The organism is Sphingobacterium psychroaquaticum, from assembly GCF_004421025.1.
In the GTDB taxonomy this organism is placed as follows: domain Bacteria; phylum Bacteroidota; class Bacteroidia; order Sphingobacteriales; family Sphingobacteriaceae; genus Sphingobacterium; species Sphingobacterium psychroaquaticum.
Map to the genome: position 1 here is coordinate 1786639 of NZ_CP038029.1, position 24948 is coordinate 1811586.

A 24948-nucleotide genomic window follows, 5' to 3' on the forward strand; every position below is an offset into this window, starting at 1 on the left:
AACACCTGCTTCAGCAGGTGTTTTTATTTATTGTTGACTCAGAAAATCACGCACGAATGCATCGTCGTTCAGTTCCGGATATTCCCGATACATACGGTCTATCTCTTCGCTTTGTCCCGGAGAAAGAACCTCTTTGGGGTTGAGGCACCAGATACCCTCCATTAAGCCTTGTCTGTAAAGTACTTCATGAATCCCTGGTATGCAACCATGGAAGTCGTGTGATGGATCGAAAAATGCCGCATTGCTCTCCGTTACGGCTATTGCTTTGCTCAGCAAAGCATCTGCTGTGGCATTAGTTGGGTTCTGCTTGTATGCCTTCGTTTCGGCAAGTAACGAAACAGCTTTCTGTGTCCACACCGCCCAATGTCCCAAAAGACCACCTTTGAAGTCAACAGCGATAGTACGGCCGTTAACAGGAAAACGATAGGTTGTCATCAAATCATTGACGATATTATCATCATTACCGGTATACATCGCAATTTTATCGTGTCGCCCCGAGTTGGCAACAGCACGCATAACATCGATTGTTTGATAACGGTTAAAAGAAGCACATTTAATCGCGACGACATTTTCAATTTTTGCAAATTCAAGCCAGAACTCGTAGCTAAAAATACGTCCACCTACCGAAGGCTGGAGGTAAAACCCAAATACGGGCAGGATGGCAGCAACAGCACGTGTACGTTCAAGGATTTCCTCTTCTGTCCAACCTTGAAGTCCGCCCATACTCAATAATCCAATATCATAACCGTAACGTACGGCTATTTCCGCCTCACGGGTAGCCTGTTCCGTTGGGCCGCAGATGCCTGCCACCTTAACAAAAGGACGGTCAAGGTTGGCTTGGTCAATTTCTTCGCTCGCCCATTTTAGAACCGTTTCAAAAAGGTTGACCTCTGGATCACGGATTTCAAACTGCGTGGAGTGTACCGCTATTGCAATGCCTCCTGCGCCGCTTGCCATGTAGTAGCGCGTCAATAATCGTTGATATTGCTCGTTTATCTTTCGGTCCGCATTTAGTGCTAGCGGATGCGCCGGAATAACTGTGCCTTCCCAAAGGTGAGCGCTAAGTTCTTTTGTTAGTGTTTTCATTAGAATTTTCCCTTTCTTTCTTGAAAGTGTGTGTCTTTGTTCCAAAGTTGTCCACCCTCCAGAAGCCATTTTGCTGTGATGTCTATCGCTTCGCGAATTGTCGTGTTTGGATATCCAAATAAACGGTGGCATTCCGATGCGTTATTTAGCAGAGCTGTACCCGCCGCTTGGTTCACAAAAGTTGCGGTTGTGCCAAAATGTTCCGCAAAGCGTTCCGCAATCCAGCGTGTCGACAAAGTCTCCGGACCGGTAACATTTAACATCTTCGCCGGCGACTCACAGTGCAGTAAAGCGCGCAAAGCAATTTCGTTCGCATCTCCTTGCCAGATCACGTTTACGTTTTCACTCGTCAGATCGATTGGACGCCCTTCGCGCACGGCCTTTGCAATCTCTACCAATACACCATAACGAAAGTCTACAGCGTAGTTCAAGCGGTAGATCAATGTCGGAGTATTATTCTTTTTTGAGAAATATTCAAAGATACGTTCCCGTCCAAGGCATGATTGTGCATATTCGCCAACAGGTTCCGGTGTTGTTTCTTCTGATACGCAACCGTCTGTCACAGGAACAAAAGGAAGGACATTTCCAGAAGAAAAAGCAACAATATTAGCTTGCTTAAAGTGGGAGGCAACAAGACCAGGGAGGTACGCATTCATGGCCCAAGTAAAGTCTTCGTTCCCTGTTGTTCCGAATTTATGTCCAGCTAAGTAAATGATGTTCGGAACCTGCGGCAGTTGCTTCAGTTCCTCTTCATTTAATAAGTCACATGCTATAGTTTCAATTCCGATCTCTTCAAGCTCTTGTTGCAGCGCTTTATCGGAAAAGCGAGATACCCCGATTATTCGCTTGGAGATACCTGCTGCGGCTAATGCACGAACAGCAAGTTTAGCCATGCTCGGTCCCATTTTACCACCGATACCTAAAAGCATGATATCGCCTTGTATTTTTTTGATATCCTCAATCAGGCGCTGCGAAGGAGCGAGGATTTCTGCTTCAAGTTGTTCTAAAGTTTTGTTTTGCATAGTTTGTAAATTATTTGATTAGACTTTGCGCGCTATGGTAGGCCAGAACCACCAAAACCATAAGCCCAAGAACAGCCCATATATTTGTTAATGTTTTGTTTTTAAAATCCCCCATGATCTCTTTATCGTTAGCGATAAGCAACATGATAATACCAATAAAGGGTACCAGGAAAATAGTGATACTCTGTGCGAAGACAATCAATTCTAGAGGTAGTTTCCCAAACACTAGCGCGATGATCGAACCGAAAATCATGACCAAGGAGATGAATAGCTTCACCATGCGGTTGTTTAGGTTATTGCCATAACCAAAGGTATCCCCCAGGAGCGATCCTCCCAATACGGCGTTCCCAATGAGGGAGGAGAATGAGGCTCCAAAAAGACCGATGAAGAAAAGGTGTGAGGCATAACTACCTAATAATGGCTCCAGTGCTTTTCCCATCTCTGCTGCCGAGCTCAGTTTAATCCCTAAAGGGTGCAAAGTATTGGCTGCACAAACCATGACAGCAGCACTCATGATACCCAAAATTGTGATACCAACACGACTACCCAGTAACTGTCGACTAGCATCCAATGGCGCTCCAGAAGCCTTCCGGCGAGCTTGTACCAGGTAGCTTTGATAAAAAGCACCAACAATCGAAAAGCAAGAGGCTGTAAAAGCGATAATTAAACCGAGGGAGCCTTCTGGAATAGTAGGAATAAAACCTTTCGAGAAATCGACTAGCGGTGTTTGGATCATTACTGCTGTAGATAGAAAAGCAAAAAGCATCAGGATAATCAGACCAAGCATCAACTTTTCTAGTATAACATAAAAAGACTTAAAGAATAAGAGAAGAATTCCAATGACATTGAACACGATAATCCATATTTTCGGATTCGTTCCAGTTGCTTCTGAAATGGATATGGAAACACCAGTTGCATTTCCTGATTGGAAGGATGTCGCTACAAGAAATATCCCCAGTCCAATAATAATGGACACACTTTTACCAAATTTTTGGTTGATCAGGGATAGCAAGGATTCTTCTCGTGCCAAGCCAATCCGAGCTCCCATATTGGTGAACACCATCATAAAGAAAACGGCGACGACGATAATCCATAAAAGGGCAAATCCGTAGTCGGTACCCATCTTCGACGTGATCGTCATTTTACTGGGCCCAAAAACCAAGGCGGCGGTAATAATTCCGGGACCCAAAATCGAGAGCCAGTTTTTAAGAAACGATGTTTTATTCTTATTTTCCATAAGGCATTATCGTATAGAGGTTAGTGATTTTAATGATATTGGAGGAGCGCTATTGTCAAAATTCTGACGGATGTAATCTGCGATAGCGATAACTTCTTCGTCTTTTAGGAATGAAAAGTTGGGCATCGCGCCTTCGTAGCGTACTCCATTGATCGGTTTGTCCTGTAAACCATGAAGAAGCACATGAAGTAATGGCTTTTCGTCTCCGATGACAAGTGCCGATTTAGACAATGTTGGAAAGGTCTTATCTAATCCTTTACCGTCACTTTTGTGACAGGAGGCACAGTAAGATTCGTAGAGCGCTTTGCCGTCCTTTGTCTGTGCTAATACTTGTGCTTTCTCAGGGCGTATCACCGGGCCGTTAACTTGGTCCGTGACACGTAGACGATAAATTGCGTCATCTTCTGGTTTTGGAAAACCCTTTTGTGGATTCCAGTCTCGGTTGCTGGAACAAAAGTATACATCGCCGTTAGGAAGCGTCAGGACAGATCGTAAACGGCCAAGTTGATCTTTAAATAAAACTTGTTCGTCGATGATCTTGCCTCCGTCGGTGGATAGTTTAAGGATGCGTAACGACTGATTCTTTAACGTGGCAAGAATCAAACTGTTGTTCCATTCAGGAATCATGGTTGATCCATAGTAGGCCATACCAGAAGGTGCGATAACCGGAGTCCATGATTTTATAGGTTCTTGAATAGGAAGGATTGCTGCTGTTGCTTTCTCCTTTTCGGTATCAATCATGCCTTCAATGAGGGGCCATCCGTAGTTTTTTAAAGGTTTTATGAGATTTACTTCATCTTCGATGGCATCGCCATGTTCAGAGGTATATAATATTCCGGATGGACTATGGCATAATCCCTGCATGTTCCGGAAACCCCAAGCATAGACATAACTGTTTTTTATTGGATTATCGTCCGGAATACTTCCATCCAGTTCCAAACGCAGGATTTTTCCATTTAGGGACGTACTATCCTGTGCAAAGGTGTCGCTGGCGGCATCCCCCGTCGCCCAATAAACTTTTTTGTCTGTCGATACAATTACCCGCGAGCCGTTGTGCCCCGTGTTACCAGGGATCTGCAGTAATAGTTTGGGCTCCGATAAGGTGCCCTTTGTACTATAGTTATACCGAAAAAGGTTAGAATAAATAGTACTGTCTTTCTTACTGGTGTAGGATAGGTAGAGGTACGCTTGTTCATTTTTAGGTTGATAGAGCGCCATACCTAAGAGGCCTAGTGTTCGTTGATGGTATACATCTTCGATACTATCTATTAGTGTAACTGTTTTGTCCGTGAGGTCCAGTCGACGAATTGTACCACCAATTTCAGAAAATATGATCGCATTATTGAGTTGATCATATTGTAGATCCCAAGGTACGTGCAAGTTCGTTGCCTCTCGGGTTAGTGAAAGGATACTCTTGTCAAGTTGCACAGCACTGATAATAGGCTGTTCCTTTTCTCTCTGTTGCAAACAGGAAGATAGAAACGGTAGTATAGCGGCAAAGCAAATATAAATCTTGCGCTTCATCATGCGAGGGTTTACCTGGTTATACATAAACTCAATTAGGTTGAATCAAAACTAAGTGATTTAAAATTAATATACAAAAAATACTTAAAAATGTATACAATATTTTTTGCTTGAAATACGCTAAATTGGTTTAACGACTGTTTGAGTGGAATTTTTGGAGTATAACTTTTGAAAAATCACCAACAAGGGAAATAAAAAAAGTAAAAAAATATTTGTTTGTATACATAATATATCTATTATTGTATTCATTATGATATAGGTGTTTCGAAAATATGGCCAATCGTTAACCGCGTTGGCCTGTCGTAACCCAAAAGAAACTAGATAATTATAAATCATTTAATTAATCATTTTAACCTGAGTAACAATGAAACTAAAGCAGTTTAAAATCAGGGATGCTGTAAATTGGAAATACCTATTAGTGGGTGTTCCGTTTATTTCATTTAGTGCGATGGCCGATACGGGGCATGGATCATTCCATACTTCCGCTTCTGTGTTTTCCATGGCTCATGCGCACAGCAAAGTCAGTGTTTTCCAGCAACAACTTGTCGGTCAAGTTTTGGATGGCAACGGTCAGCCCTTGGCCGGCGTGGAAGTGCGCAATCTGAAGCGTAATGCAGTAACCGTAACGGATCAGGAAGGTCGATTTCGGTTGGAAGGCGCGGAGTCAGATCCGTTGCGATTTCGACTGATCGGTTTTAAAACCAAAGAAGTAGCCGGAAAAGATGTGCGATCTGTCATTTTAGAAACGAGTGAAAGTACGTTGGATGAAGTCGTTGTGGTGGGGTACGGTAAGCAAAAGAAAGAAAATCTGACGGGTTCAGTATCTAGTGTTAAGTTTGATGAGTCGACTGTAAGTCGACCAAATATGAACTTGGCTTCAGCTTTAGTGGGTCGAGCGTCAGGATTGAATATTGCGCAAACTTCCGGAACGCCGGGAGCGGAAGGTTTCGATTTGTTGATACGTGGAAAGGGAACGATGAATGATGCGTCACCCTTGGTGGTCATCGATGGGGTACCCGGTGCGTTGAATGATGTGAATCCAAATGATGTTGAAAGTATTTCTGTTTTGAAAGACGCTTCTTCAGCAGCTATTTATGGTTCTCGTGCCGCAAACGGGGTGATTTTGGTGACAACAAAGCGTGGTTCAGGAGATAAGTTTACTGTAACCTATAACGGGTATTACGGTAGACAGCGAGCGGCTAAAAATCTGGACTTTATTACGGATATGGCTACGCATATGGAGATGGTTAATGAGTCGGAGGGACGTGCGAAGTACGATCCAAAGCTTATTGAAACCTGGCGTACAGAGTCTGCTGCCGGTAACCCGCTTTATCCGAATACGGATTGGTATAAAGAGATGTTAAATAATTCCCCATTGACCGAACATACTTTGTCCGTGCGTGGCGGAGGTGCGAAAGGTAATTTTGCAATGTCTTTGGGCATCTTGGATAATCCGGGGATAATTGATAACTCAGGATATAAAAAGTATGATTTCCGGATTAATGCTGATACGAAGATAAAAGACTTTTTGACTTTAGGAGGAAATGTGTTCGGTTCTTGGTCGAATCGTCAACCATTGGATGTCAATAGTTTCTTCTCCACCATTCGGAATACAACTCCGGGGGTGGTGCCGCAGTATGAAGACGGTCGTTATGGCGGAGAAATGTTTCCTGGTTTACCGCAGGGATCTAACCCGCGCGCTTACGTGGATAATATACGGGGCGATTACGAACGCCAAAAATTAGGCCTTAAGTTTTTCAGTGTTGTAAATTTCATGAAAAACTTGGAATGGGAAACTAGTTTTGGCTTTAACTTTAACAATAACCGAAACTGGGAGTATGTGCGCCCTTATTCCTTATGGAATCTACAAACCAATTTCGAATATCAGAAAAAACCTAGTGTAAACAGTTTGTTTAATGGAAGCATTCGAAACTACACGACCGTCGTAAATACACTCTTGCGCTATCGGGAAACTATTGCACAAGATCACCATCTGGCTTTGTTAGCGGGTTTTGATCAGCAATATAATCGGATGGATAAGTTCGATGCTAAAAAGAATGATATTTTAGGGGACGATGCGATCTATATCATGGATGCAGGGGCAAATCTAGAATCAATTACCGGTTCAGGCACAGATGATGCTTTACAGTCATTTTTCGGACGGGTTAATTACGATTATAAAGGTAAATATCTTTTTGAAGCAAATGCGCGTTATGATGGATCTTCACGTTTTGCGAAAGAGAATAGATGGGGATTCTTTCCTTCCTTCTCTGCAGGATGGCGTATAACTGAAGAGTCTTTCGCACAGCCTTTGAAGACTGTCTTTGATGAAATTAAATTACGTGGTTCTTGGGGACGTTTAGGAAATAACCGTATCGGTGATTATACCTATCAGGTAGTTTATGGTTCCTATCTATATCCTTTCGGTGGACAATTAAAGCAGGGGGTAGCTCCTAAAGAGATTGCTAACAGCAAGATCAAATGGGAAACAACAACAATTTCTAACATTGGTTTAGATTTAGGTTTGTTGAATAATAGATTGACTTTCAGTGCGGAATATTTCAATAGAAATACGACAGACATCTTGACGAAAATTCCAATCCCAATGGTATTGGGTAACTTCTCGCCACCTTGGCAGAATATTGCGGAGATGCGTAATAGGGGTTTTGATTTTCAAGCGGGATACATGGGTAAGATAGGGAGCGACTGGTCGTACGGTGTTAATGGAAACATCTCGTTTATTGATAACAAAGTGATTAAGTTTAATGGTAATAAATCCATTAATGAAAGCTATATCACCATGGAAGGCAAGCCGTTTAATAGTTTTTATATGTTAGAGTTTGATCGCATTTTGCAGAGTCAAGAGGAGATCGATCAACTGAAGGCAGATGGTTATACATTTGGAACCTATGTCGGCGGAGAGCCTAAGCCAGGGGATATGCTTTATAAGGATACGAACGGCGATAAGGTGTTCAATGACCAAGATCGCGTGGTGAAGGATTATTCCGCTATGCCGAAAGTTACCTACGGACTTCAGGTGAATGTAGGTTATAAAGGCTTTGACTTAAATGTTGTTGGACATGGGGTTTCAGGGGTGCGCCAATACTGGGGCAATGATGGATTCAATACGTTTAATATCAATGAGGGATTTTTACAGAGTACAACGATCTTAAATCGGTGGACACCAGAAAATAAATCAACAGAATATCCGCGTTTACGTACCTCTGGCAGTGCTTTGAATACCGTTTATAGCGATTACTGGTTGCACAATACATCTTTCTTTAGAATCAAGTCGATTCAATTGGGCTATGCATTGCCACAACATACTTCACAACGGTTTAAAGTGGATAGATTACGGGTATTTGCGAACGTAGAAAACTACTTCACATTTACGAAGTTTAAAGGCTACAATCCAGAGAATGCGAGTGTCGCATATCCTTTAATGAAACAATGGGTAGTCGGTTTAAATGTTACATTTTAAAAGGAAAAGCCATGATTAAGAAATTTTACAAAATAGCAGTGGCCTTACTTGTGGTCACAGGTTTGAACTCTTGTAGCGACTTCCTGGATAGAAATTCGTTGGTGGGTTTATCAGAAGATAGTTTTTGGAAATCCGAGCAGGATGCTATAATGGGTGTAAATACGCTCTATAGCGCAAACAAAGAATTTACGAACAGTATTGTTATCTATGGTATGATGGATGATTTTACGGATATATCATACCAATCCTTTGCGACGGGACTAACAACGGGTGTTTTTCCGACCAACGCAGGTTTTTATTTGACTTCTTGGGGGATTTTTTTCAAAGGCGTTTATCGTGCTAACACAGCATTGAAAAATTTACCAGGAATCTCGATGAATGAAGCGATTAAGAACCGAAGCATTGGTGAAGCCAAATTTTTTAGAAGTTATTTCTACTTTAAACTGTGGGATTATTTCGGTGGTGTTCCGTTGTATGATACTCCGATGAACGTGGATGAATCTTACAAACCACGGAACACGGAAAAAGAAGTGTACGAGTTCATCGTTAAGGATATGACGGAGGCTTATGCGGTTTTGCCTGAAACGTATGATGCTTCCAACAAGGGGCGGGTAACAAAATGGGCGGCCTTAGCTATGCGCGGAAAGGCACACTTGTGGGCGAAAGAGTATGCAAAAGCGGCAGCCGATTTTAAAGAGTTGATGGAGAAAAGCGATCGTAAACTTCTGGCGGATTTTCATACCTTATTCCGCGTAGCGGGAAATAACAACAGTGAGGTTATTTTTGATGTGCAGTATATAGCAGAACAGGGACACGGTATTGCTACAGATCGTAATTATGGTAACGCGCGTGGTGCTACCACAGGATCACAACGTACACGTCCGACCCCAAAGCTGGTTAATACCTTTGAGATGAAAGACGGTACTCCGTTCGATTTTAAAAATTATAAAAATGCCAAAGGAGGTGAATTTAATCCGAATAGTGTAGAAGATTGGAAAGATGAAGCTTCGGTTCGCAAATTGTTTGAAAACCGGGATCCACGTCTTCAACAATCGATCGTTTTACCGTGGTCAACCTTTGTGGGTAAAGGCGGCGCAACATTTTTGTACCGATTCCCTGTTGTTACGAGTGATGCCTCGGCATATGTGCCAGTATGGACGAATGGTAGCTATGCTTGGCGTAAGTTTGTAGAAACGGGATCTGTCTACGTGTTGCAGGATAATATGCCACAGAATTTCCCATTAGTTCGTTTGGCCGATGTGATGTTGATGTACGCAGAGGCTAAGAATGAGGAGCTGGGAGCGCCAGATCAAAGTGTTTTTGATGCAGTCAATGCGGTGCGCAAGCGTGCCGGTATGCCGAATGTTTCGGGTCTAAATAAAGATCAGATGCGTGAAAAAATCCGTCAGGAGCGTATGGTAGAGCTGTGTGGTGAAGGGCAACGCTATTCTGATATCAGAAGATGGAAGATTGCAAAAGATGTGGTTGATAAGGTGTGGATGACAGATTTTAATGGAACACAAATCAGACAGCGTGGGTTCCCGGATCATTATTATTTATGGCCGATTCCGCAGGCTGAAAGAGATTTGAATACAGCTTTGACGCAAAATCCAGGTTGGGAGTAATATACTCCCAACCCTTTTGTAACGTGTAGATTTTTTATATTTTTCTTGGTAATTTAATTCGATGTTGCGTAGATATTTAGGTTTAGTTTATTTGTTTTTTTTGATATCCGTTTCCCAGGGGCAAACTACGGAAGTCTCCATTGTTCCGCGTGAACAATGGAAGGTGAATAAGAAAACGGCGGTTCTGGAGAAAGGAAAGGAGTATTCCGGGGTGGGGTTGGTTTTGAAACATTCCGTCGAAGAGGGTTATCCTAAGCGCGTGTCCGATGTGGAAATTGTGCTTCAGGTACCCAAAAAGGGACGTTATGTTTTGGAGACGGTAGCGGCACCACGTGTGTTGGAGCAGCTCAAGAAGGAAGATGCAACGGGGCGCTTGACGCGCGTAGCTTATTTTCAATTGGGAGCACAACGAATAACAAAACGAATCGTCTACGACAATGCAAAAGGAGGTAAACAAGAACTGGGGAAATTTGAGTTTTCAGGACCTAGTGAGCGTCTAAAAGTATGGCTTCCTAATAACCTGGCTTTACAGGAGGTTCGTCTTGTTCCCTATGTTGCTCCCGTGGCGCCGGAAGCCGCTGAGGTGTATAAACCAAAAGTGCTGCCAAGCTCGGATAGACCTCGATTGTGGGTGAATAAAGAAACCTTGCCTATCGTGCGCGGGCGCTTGTTGTCGGTAGAAAATAAGGAGGCTTGGGAGCAGGTCAAAGTGGTCGCATTGACACCTTATTCGTTTGCATTTAGTGCGGATCAGGAGATGTTTTATGATGAAAAGTTAGAACAGGTCATCGAGCAAAAAGCATTCTACTATTTAATGACACAAGATGAAACGGTAGGTCGTGAAGCGGTGGATTTGATGGTGAAGTATATGTCAGTGCTCGAGTTTGGAAATGTAAGCTACGGTGATATCACACGCGAACTTGGACGTGCAATTTATACCGGTGCGTTGGTGTATGACTGGTGCTATGGGCTGATCGATGATGCAACGAAAACTGCAATGCGCGGAGATTTTACACGTTTGGTGCATGATATGGAAATTGGTTGGCCTCCTTTTTATGGATTAGAGAGTATTATCAATGGGCATGGTAATGAGGCGCAAATCTGTCGAGATATGTTGTCTTGGAGTTTAGCGGTGTACGATGAAGATCCTGACCCTTACAAGTACGTTTCTTATACCATATTGGAGCAACTCGTTCCTATGCGGAAGTTTGAATACCAGTCGCCTAGGCACAATCAAGGTGTAGACTACGGTGGTTATCGTTTTGGTTGGGAGATGCATGCTGTGTGGCTGTATTATCGTATGCTGGGATATTCTGTTTTTGATGATAACATCAAGAATATGTCGGATTATTGGTTGTATATGCGGACGCCAGATGGGAAGATGCTGCGCGATGGCGATATGTTTAATGTGAAGTATTCGGGGAGCGATGAGTTCTATTGGAAGAATCCGCAAACGATGCTGTTGTGTTATGCTTTTTCGGGGAATAGACTCATTAAAGGTGAGTTTAAAAAGCAAGGTGGTTTACCTAATAATCCAGTATTGTATCTGTTGTTAAATGATCCGGAGCTAAAAGCTGATTATGATCTTAATCAGTTGCCGTTGACCAAGGGTTTTGGTCCAATACTTGGCGGAATGGTTGCGCGTACCGGTTGGAGCGAAGATCGGGAGAGTGGGGATGTGATTGCCGAGATAAAAGGCGGCGGTTACCACTTCGGGAACCATCAGCATGCCGATGCGGGTGCTTTGCAGATTTACCATCACGGTATTCAGGTCGGCGATTTAGGACTTTATCTTTCTTATGGATCTCCGTATGATTTCAATTTCAATAAACGTTCGGCTTCGCATAGTATGATGCTGCTGCGGGATCCTGCGGAGCCTTTGCTTTTTCGCACAAAAACAAACGATGGAGGAACCCGTTTCAGTCAACGTTTTCCGAAAACGCCTGAAGAAGTGCTATCCGATGCATGGTTCCATACCGGAGAGATACGGGCAACAGCAGTAGGGAAAGATAAGCTAAAACCGAGTTATAGTTTCTTCAATGCGGACTTAACTGCTGCGTACACAGCAAAAGTCCGTTCTTATGTTAAAAGTTTCCTCTTTGTGAACCTGGAGCGTAAGGATGTTCCAGCCTTGATCATTCTTTCGGATGAGTTAACAAGTAATAATGCTGATTTTGAACCTTTCTGGCAGATCAATACCTTAGAAAAGCCAACCGTCGTTCCTGCTGGTTTTCAATTAACAAGTGAGTTTAAAGGAAAGAAGGGGACCACATATGTTGATATGTTAAAGCCAAAAGCAGGGGATCGTGAAGCGTTATTGTGGAGTGGAGACTCTTCGGCATTTGTTTTTGGAGATCTGTATCAGGTGAAATCTCCTTGGCCGGAAGCAAAAGGTACTCGTATTATGGTGCGTCCCACGAAAAAAGAAACAACAGCAAGCTATTTGAGTATTTTTCAAATGGCAGAGGGCGAAACGCCGAAGCTGCCAGTTGTTTTTGAGGAGAAAGAGAACTATTATCTTTTTAAGGTAGCGGATAAAGTTATAGTAATGGCAAAGGCACATGTTTTCTTGCGGGAGTCGGTGCAGCTCGAAGTGCCAACTGATCAGGCGTATGAGGTTATCATAGTCGGTCTGCAGGAAGGTTTTTGGAATGTGAAAAATACCGCAAAAAATAGTAACTTTAACTTAAATGTGCTAAAAAGTAATCATACAACCAGTTGGAAATCTAGCGGAGGAACATTTCTATTAACGCCCGAACGGGTGTATGGTGCCCAAGAAGGGAAATCTGAAACATTCTAAGTGACGTTTGTTTTTCTAAATGATTTTGTATTCTTATTTTTGCATTAAATTGTATACAATATGAAAGAAGATTCGCTAGCCAATAAGGTCTACTCGGAGGTACGTAAGAAAATTTTGTCCAGTCAACTCGTTGGAGGGGCGCGTTTAGTAGAGAGCGTTTGGGCGGATAAGTTGGCGGTGAGTAGGGTTGCTGTGCGGGAGGCTTTTATGCGTTTGGCCGGAGAGAGTTTAGTAGAGTTTGGTGAGAAAGGTGGGTGTTTTGTGAAGAAGATGACCGCCGAGGATGTGAAGGATATTCGGGAGTTACGCGAGTTATTGGAGGTTGGTGCCTTGAAAATTTTATTTGCGAAGAAAGATAAAGAGGTGATCCGGGATCTGGAGTTGATCTGTAACGATTTTTCGGAGATGGTAAGTAAGGGTTATTATGGCGGGGCGTGTGAGGCTGACGTGCGTTTTCATGAACGCATTATTGAAGGGACCGAAAATGCACGATTAATTGCAATCTATAAGAATAGTAACATTCCGCTTTTTCATATGAAGCTCGGCGCTATTATGGGGCAGATGGAGGATTATAAAGATACAGAAGAAGAGCACAAAAGCTTGGTTCAGGCTTTAAAAGCCGATGATTGGGAAAAAGCCTATGATACGTTGGTTAACCATTTAGATCGAGGTGAGCATGAAGCGCTAGAGTTGATTTAGTAAAACCGAAAACCTTAGGGGGCCTGTTTATAACAGGCCTTTTTTTGTGGTTGGAATCTGTACTAATGTTCCGTTTTCAGCCTCTGTGATGATTAAGCCTGTTTCTCCGAAAGGGTCTATCGCACAGTTTGTTGGGTTTCTGCCCAAGGTGCTGATTGTGGTTACTGCTGTTCCGTCAGGTTTGTAAACGTCAATTTTAGCGGAGCCATAAAGTGCGATGTAGATATGATCAGTTGTGTCTATAGCAATACCGTCAGGTCCTACGTTTCCGCCAACGTAACATAGTTTAATGGCGTTTTCAATCTTTTTTGAAAGTATGTTCCATTGCATTTTCCATAACCACTGGGTTCCCGTTTCCGCTACAAATAGGGTGTTGCCGTCTGTGCCAAAGGCTAACCCATTGGGGTAGTATAGTCCGTTGTATATTTTTATGATTTGTCTTTCAGGGGTAAGGCAGCATATGTATCCCGTGCCATCTTCCAATTTGTCTCCAGGGCATGTGAAAAGTAAATTCCCAACACGGTCAAAGCAAAGGTCATTTGGCATTTTTAAGGGGACGCCTTCGATTTCGTTAATAACAGTTTGTGTCTCTTTTGTAATCGGATCATACTGTCGAATACTGTTTTGTTTGGAATCGCAAAACCAAATAACTCCCTCTTTATCTATTGCAATTCCGTTAGGGTGTCCGTCGACAAATATGCGTTCTGTTACTTTATTGTTGTAATAAATCAGGTTTCCAGCTTCCTTTTCGACCAGCCAAATCGCACCCTTTTTATCGTATGCAGGGCCTTCTGGGAAATTTAAACCTTCAATTAGTGTTTGCATAATAATTATTTAAAATTTATTTTTAAATGTATACAAAAATATCATAAATTAGTATACATAAAACGTTGGTGTATTTATTTCTCTTTTTAAGGAAGTATACCAGCAAAAAGAGAACCCAATTGTAAAATAATAATAGCAAAAGTTTAGAATAAGCATGCAAGTAAATGAAAAATCAACCGCTATACTGCGGGAAAATTCAAAGTGGATACCAGGAGGTGTGGTATCACTAAATCGTAAATCAGATCCAAATATCTGTTTTGTGAAAGGTTCTGGGAGTAAGGTTGTCGATATTGACGGAAATAGTTTCATCGATTATCAAGCGGGTTTTGCGGCTTCTTTTTTAGGGCATAATGATCCTGATGTCAATGCCGCAGTATTACAAACCTTGCAGGAAGAACAGGTGTTGATGGGAGCTGGACCTACTCTTTTGGAAGGGGAGTTTGCAAAATTGTTCTGCGAATCGGTTCCGAATGCAGAAAGTATACAGATTACAACAACTGGATCTGAAGCGACATATCATGCGATTCGTATTGCTCGTGCGGTGACCTCTCGTGATCATATTATTGTCATGCAAGGTGGATACAATGGTTGGCACAATGATGTTGCTTGTAATGTAATCAGTCAGAAGGCTGATATTGGCGCCTATACTTCTCCTGGTGAATATCCTTTTGATTCTTTGAGTGCAGGCGTGCCGAAAAATCATAGTGACTTGGTTCATGTTGTTAATTTTAACGATCTGGAGAGTGTGCGTTATGTGGTTGAAAAATATGAAGTCGCGTGTATCTTATTGGAGCCAATCTTGCAGAATGTAGGTATTGTAAAACCAGAACCAGGTTACCTGGAAGGGCTTCGCGCTTTAGCCGATGAGCTTGGGTTTTTACTGATTTTCGATGAAGTCAAGACCGGCTTTAGGCATGCTCTTGGTGGTTACCAGTCGTTATGTGGTGTACAACCAGACTTGTCGACTTTTGGTAAGGCTGTTGCGAATGGTTATCCACTTGGGGTAATCGCTGGTAAGAAAAAATACATGGATTATTTTGTTGATCCTGACCGTAAGAAACGCGTTATGATTGCGGGTACATTCAATGCTTTTCCGTTGACAACCGCTGCAGCAATTGCTACATTAAAGAAACTTTCTAGCCCTGAACATCAGGTTTATACACATGTAGAGCGTTTAGGGGCACTTTTAGAAGCAGGGTATAACGAAATATTTCCTAAATTAGGTGTACCATTTTATGTGGCGAGACAGGGGTCTGCTTTTTGTACCTATTTCATGGATCATGCGCCTGTTAATTTCCATGATATCTTAGATAATCACGACTTTGATTTGGATCTACGCTATCGGAAGCAATTAATTAAAGAAGGGATTTTTAATTTCCCGGCAGCGATTAAACAAGGAAGTATCTCCTTTGCGCACACGGAAGAAGATATCCATAAAACATTGGAAGCAACAGTGAATGCGATCAATAAATTATAGCCTACTATGAAAATTACTGCTATTGAAACCTTTGTGTGCCATGCGCGCATGAGAAACTGGATCTTTGTGAAGGTAGTGACGGACCAGCCAGGATTATGGGGTTGGGGAGAAGCTACTTTGGAATGGCATACCCAAAGTGTCGTAGGTGCGATCAAGGACATCTCACAACTATTGATCGGTGAAGATCCGCGTCGCATTGAGCACTTGTGGCAGATGATGTACCGTCAGCACTTCTGGCATGGAAACGGTGTCGTACGGGGTACGGCCATCAGTGGTATCGATATTGCCCTGTGGGATATATTAGGAAAGATACATAATGTTCCGTGTCACGAGTTATGGGGAGGTCGCGTGCGCGATTATATCCGCCTATACTGTCACCTTGGTGGTGGACGTATGGAGGATTTTTATGAAACTGCACCCGATGATGCGAAACGTTTTGGCGATCTGGCACTGGAAGCGGTAGCGGAAGGCTTTACGGCATTTAAATCGATGGCCGTTCCGGAGACGATGTCTTTGGAAGGACTTCGTCCGATAAAATATGCGGAAGCCTGTGTACGAGCGATGCGTGAGGCCGTGGGTGATGATATTGATATTATGGTGGATTGTCATGCTCGTCCTAGTCCTCGGATGGGATTGCAGTTCGCAAAAGCATTGGAACCATACGGACTCTACTTTTTCGAAGAACCTTGCTGGCCGGAGGTGATGGATGATATTGCGCTGATCCAGCGTTCGGTAACCACACCGATTGCATCAGGTGAACGTTTAATTGGTGTTCACGCCTTTCGAGATATGTTAGAAAAGAGAGCGGTAAGCGTTATTCAGCCTGATATTACGCATTGTGGCGGTTTGACGGAAGCCCGGAAGATTGCGGCTTTAGCGGATGCATATCGTGTTTCTATGGCGCCACATAATCCGCAGGGGCCAGTGAGTACGGCCGCCTCTATCGAATTGGGGTTTGCCACACCTTCGTACATTATCTGTGAGAGTGTACATAAAGATGTCGAATGGCGCCAAGATGTGGTCTCCGAAGGGTTTACTGTTCAGGAAAAGGGAAGAATCGTTTTACCGAACAATAGACCTGGGTTAGGGATCGAAATTAATGAGGAAGAAGTCAAGAAACATCCATTTCAACAAGAAATCTTACAACGTACATTTTATAAAGATGGTAGCGTAGGGGATTGGTAAAACTGGTAAACCGTTTATGATACAAGAATTTAAAGATAAAGTCGTTGTTATCAGCGGAGGTTTGGGCGATATCGGAAGAGCTATTGCCCAAGCTTTTCTTGCTGCAGAAGCCATTGTTTGTATCGGGGATAAATCGAGCATGGCAGAGGCTATCGAAAGGTGGCCTTTTTTGGGGGAAGCGACTAGTAGAGTGAGTTACCATACCGTGGACGTTGCAGACCCACTCTCGGTAGAGACATGGATTACAGACTGCCGTAAGCTATATGGTGGGATATCTATATGCATCGCCAATGCTGCACGGGTGACATTGAAAAAATATAGCGAGATCTCGAACAGCGAGTGGAAGGATGAAATGGGCGTAAATCTTGATGGCGCCTTTTTTGTTGCTAACACATGCGCCCGTGCTTTTGTTACAGATAAAATTCCGGGAAATATTGTGTTCCTAGGAAGTTGGGCGGCGCATGCTGTACATGAAAATTTACCTGCTTATAGTGTTTCGAAGGCCGCTGTTCGGATGCTTTGTCAAACCATGGCGCTGGAGTATGCTGCACAGGGCATTCGGGTGAATGAGATTGCTCCGGGTTACGTGAATGCGGGTTTAAGCAAAGTGGTATGGTCTAAAGATCCTCGGTTGCAAACCGAGGCAGCGGCAGTAGTACCATTGGGGACGATTTTGGAAAGCGAAGAAATTGCCGACCAGGTGCTATGGATGTGTTCCAGTGCATGTCGTCAAATGACTGGTGCTTCTATTGTGTTGGACGGTGGTTTATCCTTAATCAGGCCCTAAGATGAAAGAGCAAAAGGAACAGTTGAAAGACCGAGCGACAAACTTACATGCAAAATTTGGTCTTGCTTCACGTGTTATTACACCACCATTAGGGATCTACTCTCGTAATTGGGGGGCGGCTAAATTTGATCAAGCGACCGGTATACACCAAGACTTGATGATGCAATGTTTATACACCCAAAGCGAGGGCGGAAAACCTGTCGTTTTGATTACTGCAGATCTGGGGTGGTGGAAAAATGCAGCCGATGAGCAAACTCTACGTTTTTCTTTACTGTCGTATTTTCAGTGGGATGAATCGCAACTTATTTTCGCGCTTTCACATACACATGCTGGCCCTAGTATTTGTTCGACGGATGAAGGGCAACCGGGAGGATCGTTGATTAAACCGTATTTGCTTTTCCTCGAGGAGCAGGCTAAAGCTTGTGTGGAAGAGGCGCGTGAAAACCTTTTTGAGGGGTTACTAACCTGGGGGTATGGCGTTTGTGATTTGGCGACAAATCGTGATCTGAAAGTTGGCGATGACTATCTAATCGGTTATAACCCAGCAGAAGCGGCTGATCAGACCTTGTTGGTTGGACAATTACATGATTTAACCCATCAAAGACGTGCTATTATCTGTAATTATGCTTGCCATCCGACCAGCTTTGCCCATGAAAATGAATTGATATCGCCAGATTTTGTGGGGGAACTTCGGGAAACGGTCACAGGCTCCCTCCAGGTTCCTTGTTTCTTTTTGCAAGGTGCTTCGGGAGATCTTGCTCCGAAAAAACAGTATGTAAAAGATCCTAAATTAGTAGAGGCCAATGGCAAACAATTGGGGTACGCTGTATTGGCGACAGTAGCGCAGATGGAACATCCCACGCAACGCTGGGTATTTGAAAAGGCGTTGGTTTCAGGGGCTCCGCTTGCTTGCTGGCGTTTTGAAGAGGAGGTACCCCATAATACGGTTGACCAAAAGATACAGCATGTTGAAGTTCCTTACAAAACGATGGACCATGCAGAAACCATCTTGGCCGAGTATGAAGCTTGTACCGATCGTGTCTTAAAAGATAGACTATGGCGTAAGTATAACACGCGTATGTCCATTGGTGATCGGCAAACGGCGACGATACCGGTATGGCTTTGGAAAATGGGAAATGCAATTGTTGTGGCGCAGGCCAATGAAGCTTATTCGATGTATCAACAGGCTGTCCGTGCCGCATTTCCTGCGTATTGTATCGCTTTTGTCAATATCGCGAATGGATATGTGGGGTATCTTGCTCCGCAAGAGCTGTATGGTAAAGATATCTATGCCGTATGGCAGAGCCCATATGAAAAAGGAAGTCTCGAGATATTAATTGAAGAAACTAAGGCCGCTATACATAAACTTATAACCAATGAAACTTGAATGGATTGACATCACCATATTTGTTGTCTATATTGTAGGAATTGTATTGCTCGGGCTCTACGCGTCCCGACAGAGTTCCAAATCGAAACGAGACTACTTCTTAGCGGGTGATAAATTACCGTGGTGGATGATTGGCGGAAGTATAATTGCTGCCAACATTAGTAGCCACCACTTAGTGGGTGCCATGGGAGCGGCTTATAGCCGTGGCTTTGTTGCCATCACCTTGGAGTGGGGAGCCATATTGATTGGCTTTAACGCGTTGTTATGGATTTTCTTGCCTTTTTATATTCGTAACGGCTTTTATACCGTCCCTGAATATTTAGAAAAACGTTACGGAAATGGAACACGGACGCTCTACGCGGTCTTAATCCTTTTTACGTATGTATTTGTTGAAATTGGAGCCGTCTTGTATTTAGGCGGACTTTCGCTCCATGCGCTGTTTGGAATTCCGATTCTCTATAGTATTTTCGGAATGGCGGTATTAACCGGTTTATATACCGTTTTGGGAGGTTTAAAAGCAGTAATATGGACCGAAATGGTACAATTGGTGATTTTGGTCTTAGGCGGAATTGTTCTCACCTTTGCTACCATTGATGCTGCAGGCGGTTTTCAGGCTGTTGTAGATTCTTCTACGGATTGGAAGATGTTCTATCCGGCTTCGGATCCGGATTTTCCTTGGACGATGTACCTCGGTGGTTTACTTTGTATTAGTATTTTTTATTGCGCGACAAACCAGTTTATTGTACAGCGCGTTTTAGCGGCTAAGAATGAGTGGCATGGTAGAATGGGCGTTATATTTGGTGATTACCTGAAATTTTTTGTACCACTGATTATTACGATTCCTGCCTTGGTAGCGCCTAAATTTTTGCCGCATTTGGATCAACCTGATTTACTTTTCGCGACATTGGTGGAGACATTACTCCCTAAAGGTTTGGTCGGGTTAGTAATGGCTGGATTGATATCGGCTATTATGTCGCATATCTCGGGCGCTATAAATTCCTGTACAACAATCCTAACAGTCGATGTTTACAGCCAATATATTAATAAGAAAGCGACCGATGTAGAAGCTATTCGTTTTGGAAAGAGAGCCGGCGTAGCCATCATTATTTTAGGGATTATGAGTGCGGTTGTGTTGATTAGTCATGCCGATAAGCCTGTGTTTCTCTATTTAATGAACCTGTACGGACTTTTTACGCCAGGAATTGCCACGATGTTCCTCATGGGGGTATTTTGGAAACGCACGACTTCGCAAGGGGCACTCGCTGCGGGGTTATTAACGATACCACTTTCCTTGATCTTGGAATTTGCTCTACCGGAAATGCCTTTCTTTAACCGTACTGGGATTGTCTTTTGGGCCTGTATGTTGGTCTGTGTGATTGTGAGTCTATGTACGCCGGCCGTACCTGCTGATCGATTGGAGAATCTGATCTTGACAAAGGATAATTTTAGAAGATCTGCCAGCGATAAGGCGAAATACAGTGGTTTTAAAAACCCGACTTTGTGGTGGGCGCTTATTACCGCGATGGTACTCTATTTTTATATTCGTTATTTTTAGAAGTGATAACGGAAAAGGAAGAGTTTATAATTTTTAGTTAAGTAATGAACATAATGGGGAATACCATGGACCAGCGTGTAAAAGATATATTCGATACGGTCGTGAAGCACCGTAGACATCTGCATCAAAATCCGGAACTATCGTTTCAGGAGTATCAAACGAGCGTCTATATCCAAGAGGAACTAACGAAGTTGGGCATTCCTTTTCAAGTCGTTATGGAAACAGGCGTTGTTGCTGTTTTAGAAGGGCGTAAGGAGACTTCCGATGCGATTGTAGTTTTGCGAGCTGATATTGATGCTTTGCCAATATTTGAAAAAAATGAAGTGTCCTACAAATCCAATAACGACGGAATAATGCACGCTTGTGGACATGATTTTCATACTGCAAACCTGTTGGGTGCTGCGACGCTATTGGTTAATATGTTGGACACTTTTTCGGGGAAGATAATTCTTCTTTTTCAACCGGCAGAAGAGCGTATTCCTGGGGGAGCTAAACAGATTGTTGAATCGAGGGTGCTGGAATCATTAGAGGGGACGATTAAGGCCGTTTTGGGGCTTCATGTTAGTCCCCGCTTACCGCTAGGCACCATTGGTATCAAGCCGGGTCGGTTCATGGCATCCAGTGATGAGTTTTATATCCGAATTAAAGGGAAAGGGGGGCATGCTGCCGAACCACATCGTGCAGTTGATCCCGTTATGATTGGTGTACAGCTGTTAAATGCACTGCAACAAATCGTCAGTCGGAAGGCTGATCCAAGTATCCCTTCTGTCCTCACTTTTGGCCGATTTATTGGTGATGGGGCGGCAAATGTGATACCACAAGAGGTGCTGTTGGAAGGTACTTTTCGAACAATGGATGAGCCATGGCGTAAAGAAGCATTGCATCATATCGAAACATTGATTGCCAATTTGCCGGTCGCATTAGGTGCGGAGGTTACGTGCGAAGTGAGACATGGGTATCCTGTTTTACAAAATGATCCCCACTTGGCGCAGGAGCTTACGCGAGTGTTACGCAATCATTTAGATCAGATACATGTCGTAGACCCTGGAATCTGGATGGCGGCGGAAGATTTTGCTTATTACTCGCATCAATACCCTTCGTTGTTTCTTTTATTGGGAACCAGTAATACGAATGCCTCTACACAATACGGCTTACATAACGCACAATTTGATCTGGATGAAAATGCATTTCATGTTGGCATTCCCGTGTTGATACAATCCGTGTTACATCTGTTAAACACATCGAATGAATAGAAAGGGCTTTATGTTATCCTTGGCAGGACTTGGGGTGGGGTATTCGTTGTCCGCCACATCTTTAGCACCCGAGAGTAAAAGGTCAAAACGAATTGGCATTATTGGACTGGACACCACGCATGCTATCGCTTTTACAAAGGCTATAAATGAAGCTGTCGCTGGGAGCACGTATAGCAATTTTCGTGTTACTACCGCTTTTCCGTATGGAAGCCGCACTATTCCACTTAGTATAGATCGTATTCCGAAGTTTACACAAGAAATCCAAAAGTACGGTGTCAAAATGGTGGAAAGCATCGCACAACTAATCAGAGAGGTTGACTATGTGATGGTCGAAACGAATGACGGCAATCTTCATCTAGAACAGGCATTGACTGTTATTCGTGCGCGAAAACCGTTGTTTATTGACAAGCCTATCGCTAATTCGTATGCTGATGCTCTTCAAATCATGGAGACGGCAAAGGCATACCAGTGTCCTGTATTTTCAACCAGCTCCCTGCGCTATATCGGTGGCTTAGCGGACATGGATAAATCGAAGGTACGAGGGGCAGATATCTATACGCCAGCAACCACGGAACCGTCGCATAAAGACTTGTTTTGGTATGGAATACACGGTGTAGAGATGCTATTTGCACTGATGGGGAAGGACTGTCTTTCCGTTCAAACTATCAACGGTGCCGATGCGGATGTATATGTCGGCAGTTGGGCGGACGGTCGGGTGGCTACATTGCGCGGTATTCGTAAGGGGAAGGATGATTTTGGCGGAACTGTTTTCCTCTCGGATAAGATTTTTACACTTGGTAAGTTTGTTGGATATGCCCCGCTGTTGGATCGCATACTTTCGTTTTTCGAAACGGGTATTAGCCCGGTGGATGCTGAGGAAACATTAGCCATCGCTTCATTTATTGATGCCGCTTATGCCAGTAAGCTCCAAGGAGGGGTGTCCATTAAGCTCGTACAAAGGTAGTCGTGGAGGTCTACAGCGAAGTTTCGATTTTTCTAAATTTCATAATTTCTCTTTTTTTTCTTTAATTGCCATCCAATATCAATCTACACATGGATACTAGTCAAGAAGAAATAAAGCAGTTTGAGGGCTTTAGATTTGGGGATGAGGCAAACTACGAACTTCTCTTTCATCGCTATTATCAACCCTTATGTCTCTTTGCGCTTCAATTTAAGATAAAGAAAGTAGAGGCGGAAGAGATTGTTCAAGATGTACTGCTCCAGCTATGGAACAAAAAAAATGACTTTCAGGACGTAGAAAAGATGCGTGCTTTTCTCTATGTAAGCACACGTAACGCCACCTTTAATCTTTTGGATAAAAACAAACGTCTGCTCAAAAACCGTGAACTTTTCTTGACCGATGCTGCAGCTGAGGCACATACCATCCCTCTGACAGCGGAGCAACACCAAATGATCGTATACGCCGAGATGGTTAAGTCCTTGCATGATGGTATTATGCAATTGCCGGAGCAATGCGCAAAGATTATGCTGATGTTGTATATAGACGGCTTAACGGTTGCCGAAATTACCGAAGAATTGCAGATTGCAGGAAGTACCGTTTATGCGCAGAAGCGAAAGGGTATAAGCCTGCTTAAGACATACCTCAATCCAGAAGACTATGTCCTTATTTCTCTCCTAATAACTGGTTTTTTTAAAAATTATTAACCTGTTAATCAGTTTCTTGTAAAGTTTATTGGTTAACGCGTAGTAATTTCTTACCGCAGTTCTGTTTGTATCCATTAACTGACTGCCAGAAAAAGATTATGAAGATTGTACCGCGTAAAATAGCTGCCTTGATTGCGGCTGCGAAAATAGATAGCCTTAGCCCCGAAGAAGCGCTAATGCTACAGGAATGGCGTGAGTTGACTCCTCAGAATGAGGATATCTACCAGGCGATAATCCGTCGGGAGGATATTCGGGCAGATGTAACGCTACTCGGTGAGATCGATACCATTGCAGCACTGGACGCAGTCCGCAAACGGATGGAAATCGAAAAACAGGCACCAAAAGTAATACGGTTAGATCGTCGTTTACTCGCCATCGCATCATGCATCTTGGCTATTTCCATTCTTGCTGTACTCTGGTGGGCACGTAATAATACCGATAGGACCTCGATTATACAACCCGGAACGAGTAAAGCATATATCACCGTGAATGGACAGGAGAATATTGCTTTGAATGAATCGAAAGGAGAAATTATCTTCCTGGATAGCATGCAATATGCGGATGGATCTACTGTTTTGGTAAATACAGACGCGTCTAAGGCTATGGATGATACCGTGCAAATAACGGTTCCTTATGGAGGGGAATATAAGATTGTATTATCTGATGGTACAAAAGTAATGCTCAATGCGGGATCATCTCTACGGTTTCCTAAACGCTTTACAAAAGCGCCGCGTGAAGTTCAGCTTTTTGGAGAAGCCTATTTTAATGTCGCGAAAGTACTGGATGCAAAATCAGAGCGATTGTCTTTTTTCGTACAAACAAAACATCAAAAAATTCAAGTGCTGGGAACGCAGTTTAACGTTTCTGCGTATGCGAGCGATAATGAAACGGCAACCACACTTGTCGAGGGGCGTGTTTCAGTATGCACCCAAAGCGCACAGGAACAGTGCGTCATCCTGGAGCCTGGATATCGAGCCACCACCAATAGTAAGCAGGAGATATATACGCAAAAGGTCGATGTGTTTAGCACAATCGCGTGGACTAAAAATGAGTTTGTTTTTGCGGGAGAACCTTTATCATCGGTTATGGAAAAAGTCGCCCGTTGGTATGATCTCGAATACACCTTTAAAGAACCTAGGCTGAAAAAAGAAAAGATAGAAGGAATCTTACCGCGATACGCGTCCGCCAAGGAGTTATTTGATCTCCTGCAGGAGTCTGGGTTGGTTCGTTTTACTGTGGAAGGAAAAAAAGTGACGATATACTAATACTTAATACAGAAAGGAGGAAAATAAGGAGAGAAATTTAGCGGCTTGCGTTACCGGTGAATAACGCACTACTAA

The 24948-nt window shown here is 43.2% G+C and carries 18 protein-coding genes; 13 read left to right on the forward strand and 5 right to left on the reverse strand.

Going from position 1 to position 24948, the window contains the following annotated elements; translation table 11 throughout:
• Positions 1 to 27 precede the first annotated feature (27 nt).
• Genes E2P86_RS07340 through E2P86_RS07355 form a run of 4 tightly spaced genes read right to left on the reverse strand, consistent with a single transcriptional unit; the run spans position 28 to position 4872 of the window.
• A complete protein-coding gene (locus E2P86_RS07340; RefSeq protein WP_134431982.1) occupies positions 28 to 1086 on the reverse strand; it encodes a dihydrodipicolinate synthase family protein in 1059 nt (352 codons plus the stop codon).
• On the reverse strand, positions 1086 to 2108 hold the full coding sequence (locus E2P86_RS07345; protein ID WP_085472779.1) for an NAD-dependent epimerase/dehydratase family protein: 1023 nt from the start codon (positions 2106 to 2108) through the stop codon (positions 1086 to 1088). The genes E2P86_RS07340 and E2P86_RS07345 overlap by 1 nt, the downstream gene beginning before the upstream one ends.
• Positions 2109 to 2118: 10 nt before the next feature.
• Positions 2119 to 3345: an Nramp family divalent metal transporter gene (locus E2P86_RS07350; RefSeq protein WP_085472780.1), complete on the reverse strand. Its 1227-nt coding sequence runs from the start codon at positions 3343 to 3345 to the stop codon at positions 2119 to 2121.
• A 6-nt stretch (positions 3346 to 3351) separates the two neighbouring features.
• Complete coding sequence (locus E2P86_RS07355; protein WP_134431985.1) at positions 3352 to 4872, reverse strand: PQQ-dependent sugar dehydrogenase; 1521 nt, start codon at positions 4870 to 4872, stop codon at positions 3352 to 3354.
• A gap of 361 nt (positions 4873 to 5233) precedes the next feature.
• Here E2P86_RS07355 and E2P86_RS07360 point away from each other — a divergent pair, with 361 nt between their 5' ends.
• The 4 genes from E2P86_RS07360 to E2P86_RS07375 all read left to right on the forward strand — a co-directional run bounded on the left by E2P86_RS07360 (position 5234) and on the right by E2P86_RS07375 (position 13474).
• Entirely contained in the window at positions 5234 to 8350 is a 3117-nt protein-coding gene (locus E2P86_RS07360) for a SusC/RagA family TonB-linked outer membrane protein (protein WP_134431988.1), read from the forward strand.
• A gap of 11 nt (positions 8351 to 8361) precedes the next feature.
• Positions 8362 to 9975 (forward strand): RagB/SusD family nutrient uptake outer membrane protein, encoded by a 1614-nt coding sequence (locus E2P86_RS07365; RefSeq protein ID WP_166785162.1) that lies wholly within the window; start codon positions 8362 to 8364, stop codon positions 9973 to 9975.
• 61 nt (positions 9976 to 10036) lie between these two features.
• Positions 10037 to 12775, forward strand: coding sequence for a hypothetical protein (locus tag E2P86_RS07370; protein ID WP_134431993.1), 2739 nt, complete (start codon positions 10037 to 10039; stop codon positions 12773 to 12775).
• A 60-nt stretch (positions 12776 to 12835) separates the two neighbouring features.
• Positions 12836 to 13474 (forward strand): GntR family transcriptional regulator, encoded by a 639-nt coding sequence (locus E2P86_RS07375; RefSeq protein WP_085472784.1) that lies wholly within the window; start codon positions 12836 to 12838, stop codon positions 13472 to 13474.
• 27 nt (positions 13475 to 13501) lie between these two features.
• Here the strand turns inward: E2P86_RS07375 and E2P86_RS07380 are convergent, their stop codons facing one another.
• The gene (locus tag E2P86_RS07380; protein ID WP_134431996.1) at positions 13502 to 14299 is read right to left on the reverse strand and encodes an SMP-30/gluconolactonase/LRE family protein; all 798 of its coding nucleotides are present in this window, start codon (positions 14297 to 14299) and stop codon (positions 13502 to 13504) included.
• 154 nt (positions 14300 to 14453) lie between these two features.
• On the opposite strand from E2P86_RS07380, the gene E2P86_RS07385 reads away from it, so the two are divergent.
• The 9 genes from E2P86_RS07385 (at position 14454) to E2P86_RS07425 (ending at position 24873) form a co-directional block, all read left to right on the forward strand.
• A complete protein-coding gene (locus E2P86_RS07385; protein WP_085472786.1) occupies positions 14454 to 15776 on the forward strand; it encodes an aspartate aminotransferase family protein in 1323 nt (440 codons plus the stop codon).
• Positions 15777 to 15782: 6 nt separating this feature from the next.
• Positions 15783 to 16961, forward strand: a complete 1179-nt coding sequence (gene dgoD / locus E2P86_RS07390; RefSeq protein WP_085472787.1) for a galactonate dehydratase — start codon at positions 15783 to 15785, stop codon at positions 16959 to 16961.
• Positions 16962 to 16977: 16 nt separating this feature from the next.
• Entirely contained in the window at positions 16978 to 17748 is a 771-nt protein-coding gene (locus E2P86_RS07395) for an SDR family NAD(P)-dependent oxidoreductase (protein ID WP_085472788.1), read from the forward strand.
• 1 nt (position 17749) lies between these two features.
• Entirely contained in the window at positions 17750 to 19135 is a 1386-nt protein-coding gene (locus E2P86_RS07400; protein ID WP_085472789.1) for a hypothetical protein, read from the forward strand.
• A complete protein-coding gene (locus E2P86_RS07405; RefSeq protein ID WP_085472790.1) occupies positions 19125 to 20690 on the forward strand; it encodes an SLC5 family protein in 1566 nt (521 codons plus the stop codon). Before E2P86_RS07400 ends, E2P86_RS07405 begins: the two co-directional genes overlap by 11 nt.
• Before the next feature lie 44 nt (positions 20691 to 20734).
• Positions 20735 to 21943, forward strand: coding sequence for a M20 metallopeptidase family protein (locus E2P86_RS07410; RefSeq protein ID WP_134431999.1), 1209 nt, complete (start codon positions 20735 to 20737; stop codon positions 21941 to 21943).
• Positions 21936 to 22907: a Gfo/Idh/MocA family protein gene (locus E2P86_RS07415; protein ID WP_134432002.1), complete on the forward strand. Its 972-nt coding sequence runs from the start codon at positions 21936 to 21938 to the stop codon at positions 22905 to 22907. The genes E2P86_RS07410 and E2P86_RS07415 overlap by 8 nt, the downstream gene beginning before the upstream one ends.
• Positions 22908 to 22996: 89 nt before the next feature.
• Complete coding sequence (locus E2P86_RS07420; protein WP_134432005.1) at positions 22997 to 23608, forward strand: RNA polymerase sigma factor; 612 nt, start codon at positions 22997 to 22999, stop codon at positions 23606 to 23608.
• 98 nt (positions 23609 to 23706) lie between these two features.
• The gene (locus tag E2P86_RS07425) at positions 23707 to 24873 is read left to right on the forward strand and encodes a FecR family protein (protein WP_134432007.1); all 1167 of its coding nucleotides are present in this window, start codon (positions 23707 to 23709) and stop codon (positions 24871 to 24873) included.
• Positions 24874 to 24948 lie beyond the last annotated feature (75 nt).

Coding starts and splice junctions, on each gene's coding strand:
- E2P86_RS07355 (WP_134431985.1), bottom strand. CDS start 4,872: ATGATGAAGCGCAAGATTTATATTTGCTTTGCCGCTATACTACCGTTT.
- E2P86_RS07425 (WP_134432007.1), top strand. CDS start 23,707: ATGAAGATTGTACCGCGTAAAATAGCTGCCTTGATTGCGGCTGCGAAA.
- E2P86_RS07370 (WP_134431993.1), top strand. CDS start 10,037: ATGTTGCGTAGATATTTAGGTTTAGTTTATTTGTTTTTTTTGATATCC.
- E2P86_RS07360 (WP_134431988.1), top strand. CDS start 5,234: ATGAAACTAAAGCAGTTTAAAATCAGGGATGCTGTAAATTGGAAATAC.
- E2P86_RS07375 (WP_085472784.1), top strand. CDS start 12,836: ATGAAAGAAGATTCGCTAGCCAATAAGGTCTACTCGGAGGTACGTAAG.
- E2P86_RS07365 (WP_166785162.1), top strand. CDS start 8,362: ATGATTAAGAAATTTTACAAAATAGCAGTGGCCTTACTTGTGGTCACA.
- E2P86_RS07400 (WP_085472789.1), top strand. CDS start 17,750: ATGAAAGAGCAAAAGGAACAGTTGAAAGACCGAGCGACAAACTTACAT.
- dgoD (WP_085472787.1), top strand. CDS start 15,783: ATGAAAATTACTGCTATTGAAACCTTTGTGTGCCATGCGCGCATGAGA.
- E2P86_RS07350 (WP_085472780.1), bottom strand. CDS start 3,345: ATGGAAAATAAGAATAAAACATCGTTTCTTAAAAACTGGCTCTCGATT.
- E2P86_RS07395 (WP_085472788.1), top strand. CDS start 16,978: ATGATACAAGAATTTAAAGATAAAGTCGTTGTTATCAGCGGAGGTTTG.
- E2P86_RS07410 (WP_134431999.1), top strand. CDS start 20,735: ATGAACATAATGGGGAATACCATGGACCAGCGTGTAAAAGATATATTC.
- E2P86_RS07420 (WP_134432005.1), top strand. CDS start 22,997: ATGGATACTAGTCAAGAAGAAATAAAGCAGTTTGAGGGCTTTAGATTT.
- E2P86_RS07345 (WP_085472779.1), bottom strand. CDS start 2,108: ATGCAAAACAAAACTTTAGAACAACTTGAAGCAGAAATCCTCGCTCCT.
- E2P86_RS07340 (WP_134431982.1), bottom strand. CDS start 1,086: ATGAAAACACTAACAAAAGAACTTAGCGCTCACCTTTGGGAAGGCACA.
- E2P86_RS07385 (WP_085472786.1), top strand. CDS start 14,454: ATGCAAGTAAATGAAAAATCAACCGCTATACTGCGGGAAAATTCAAAG.
- E2P86_RS07380 (WP_134431996.1), bottom strand. CDS start 14,299: ATGCAAACACTAATTGAAGGTTTAAATTTCCCAGAAGGCCCTGCATAC.
- E2P86_RS07405 (WP_085472790.1), top strand. CDS start 19,125: ATGAAACTTGAATGGATTGACATCACCATATTTGTTGTCTATATTGTA.
- E2P86_RS07415 (WP_134432002.1), top strand. CDS start 21,936: ATGAATAGAAAGGGCTTTATGTTATCCTTGGCAGGACTTGGGGTGGGG.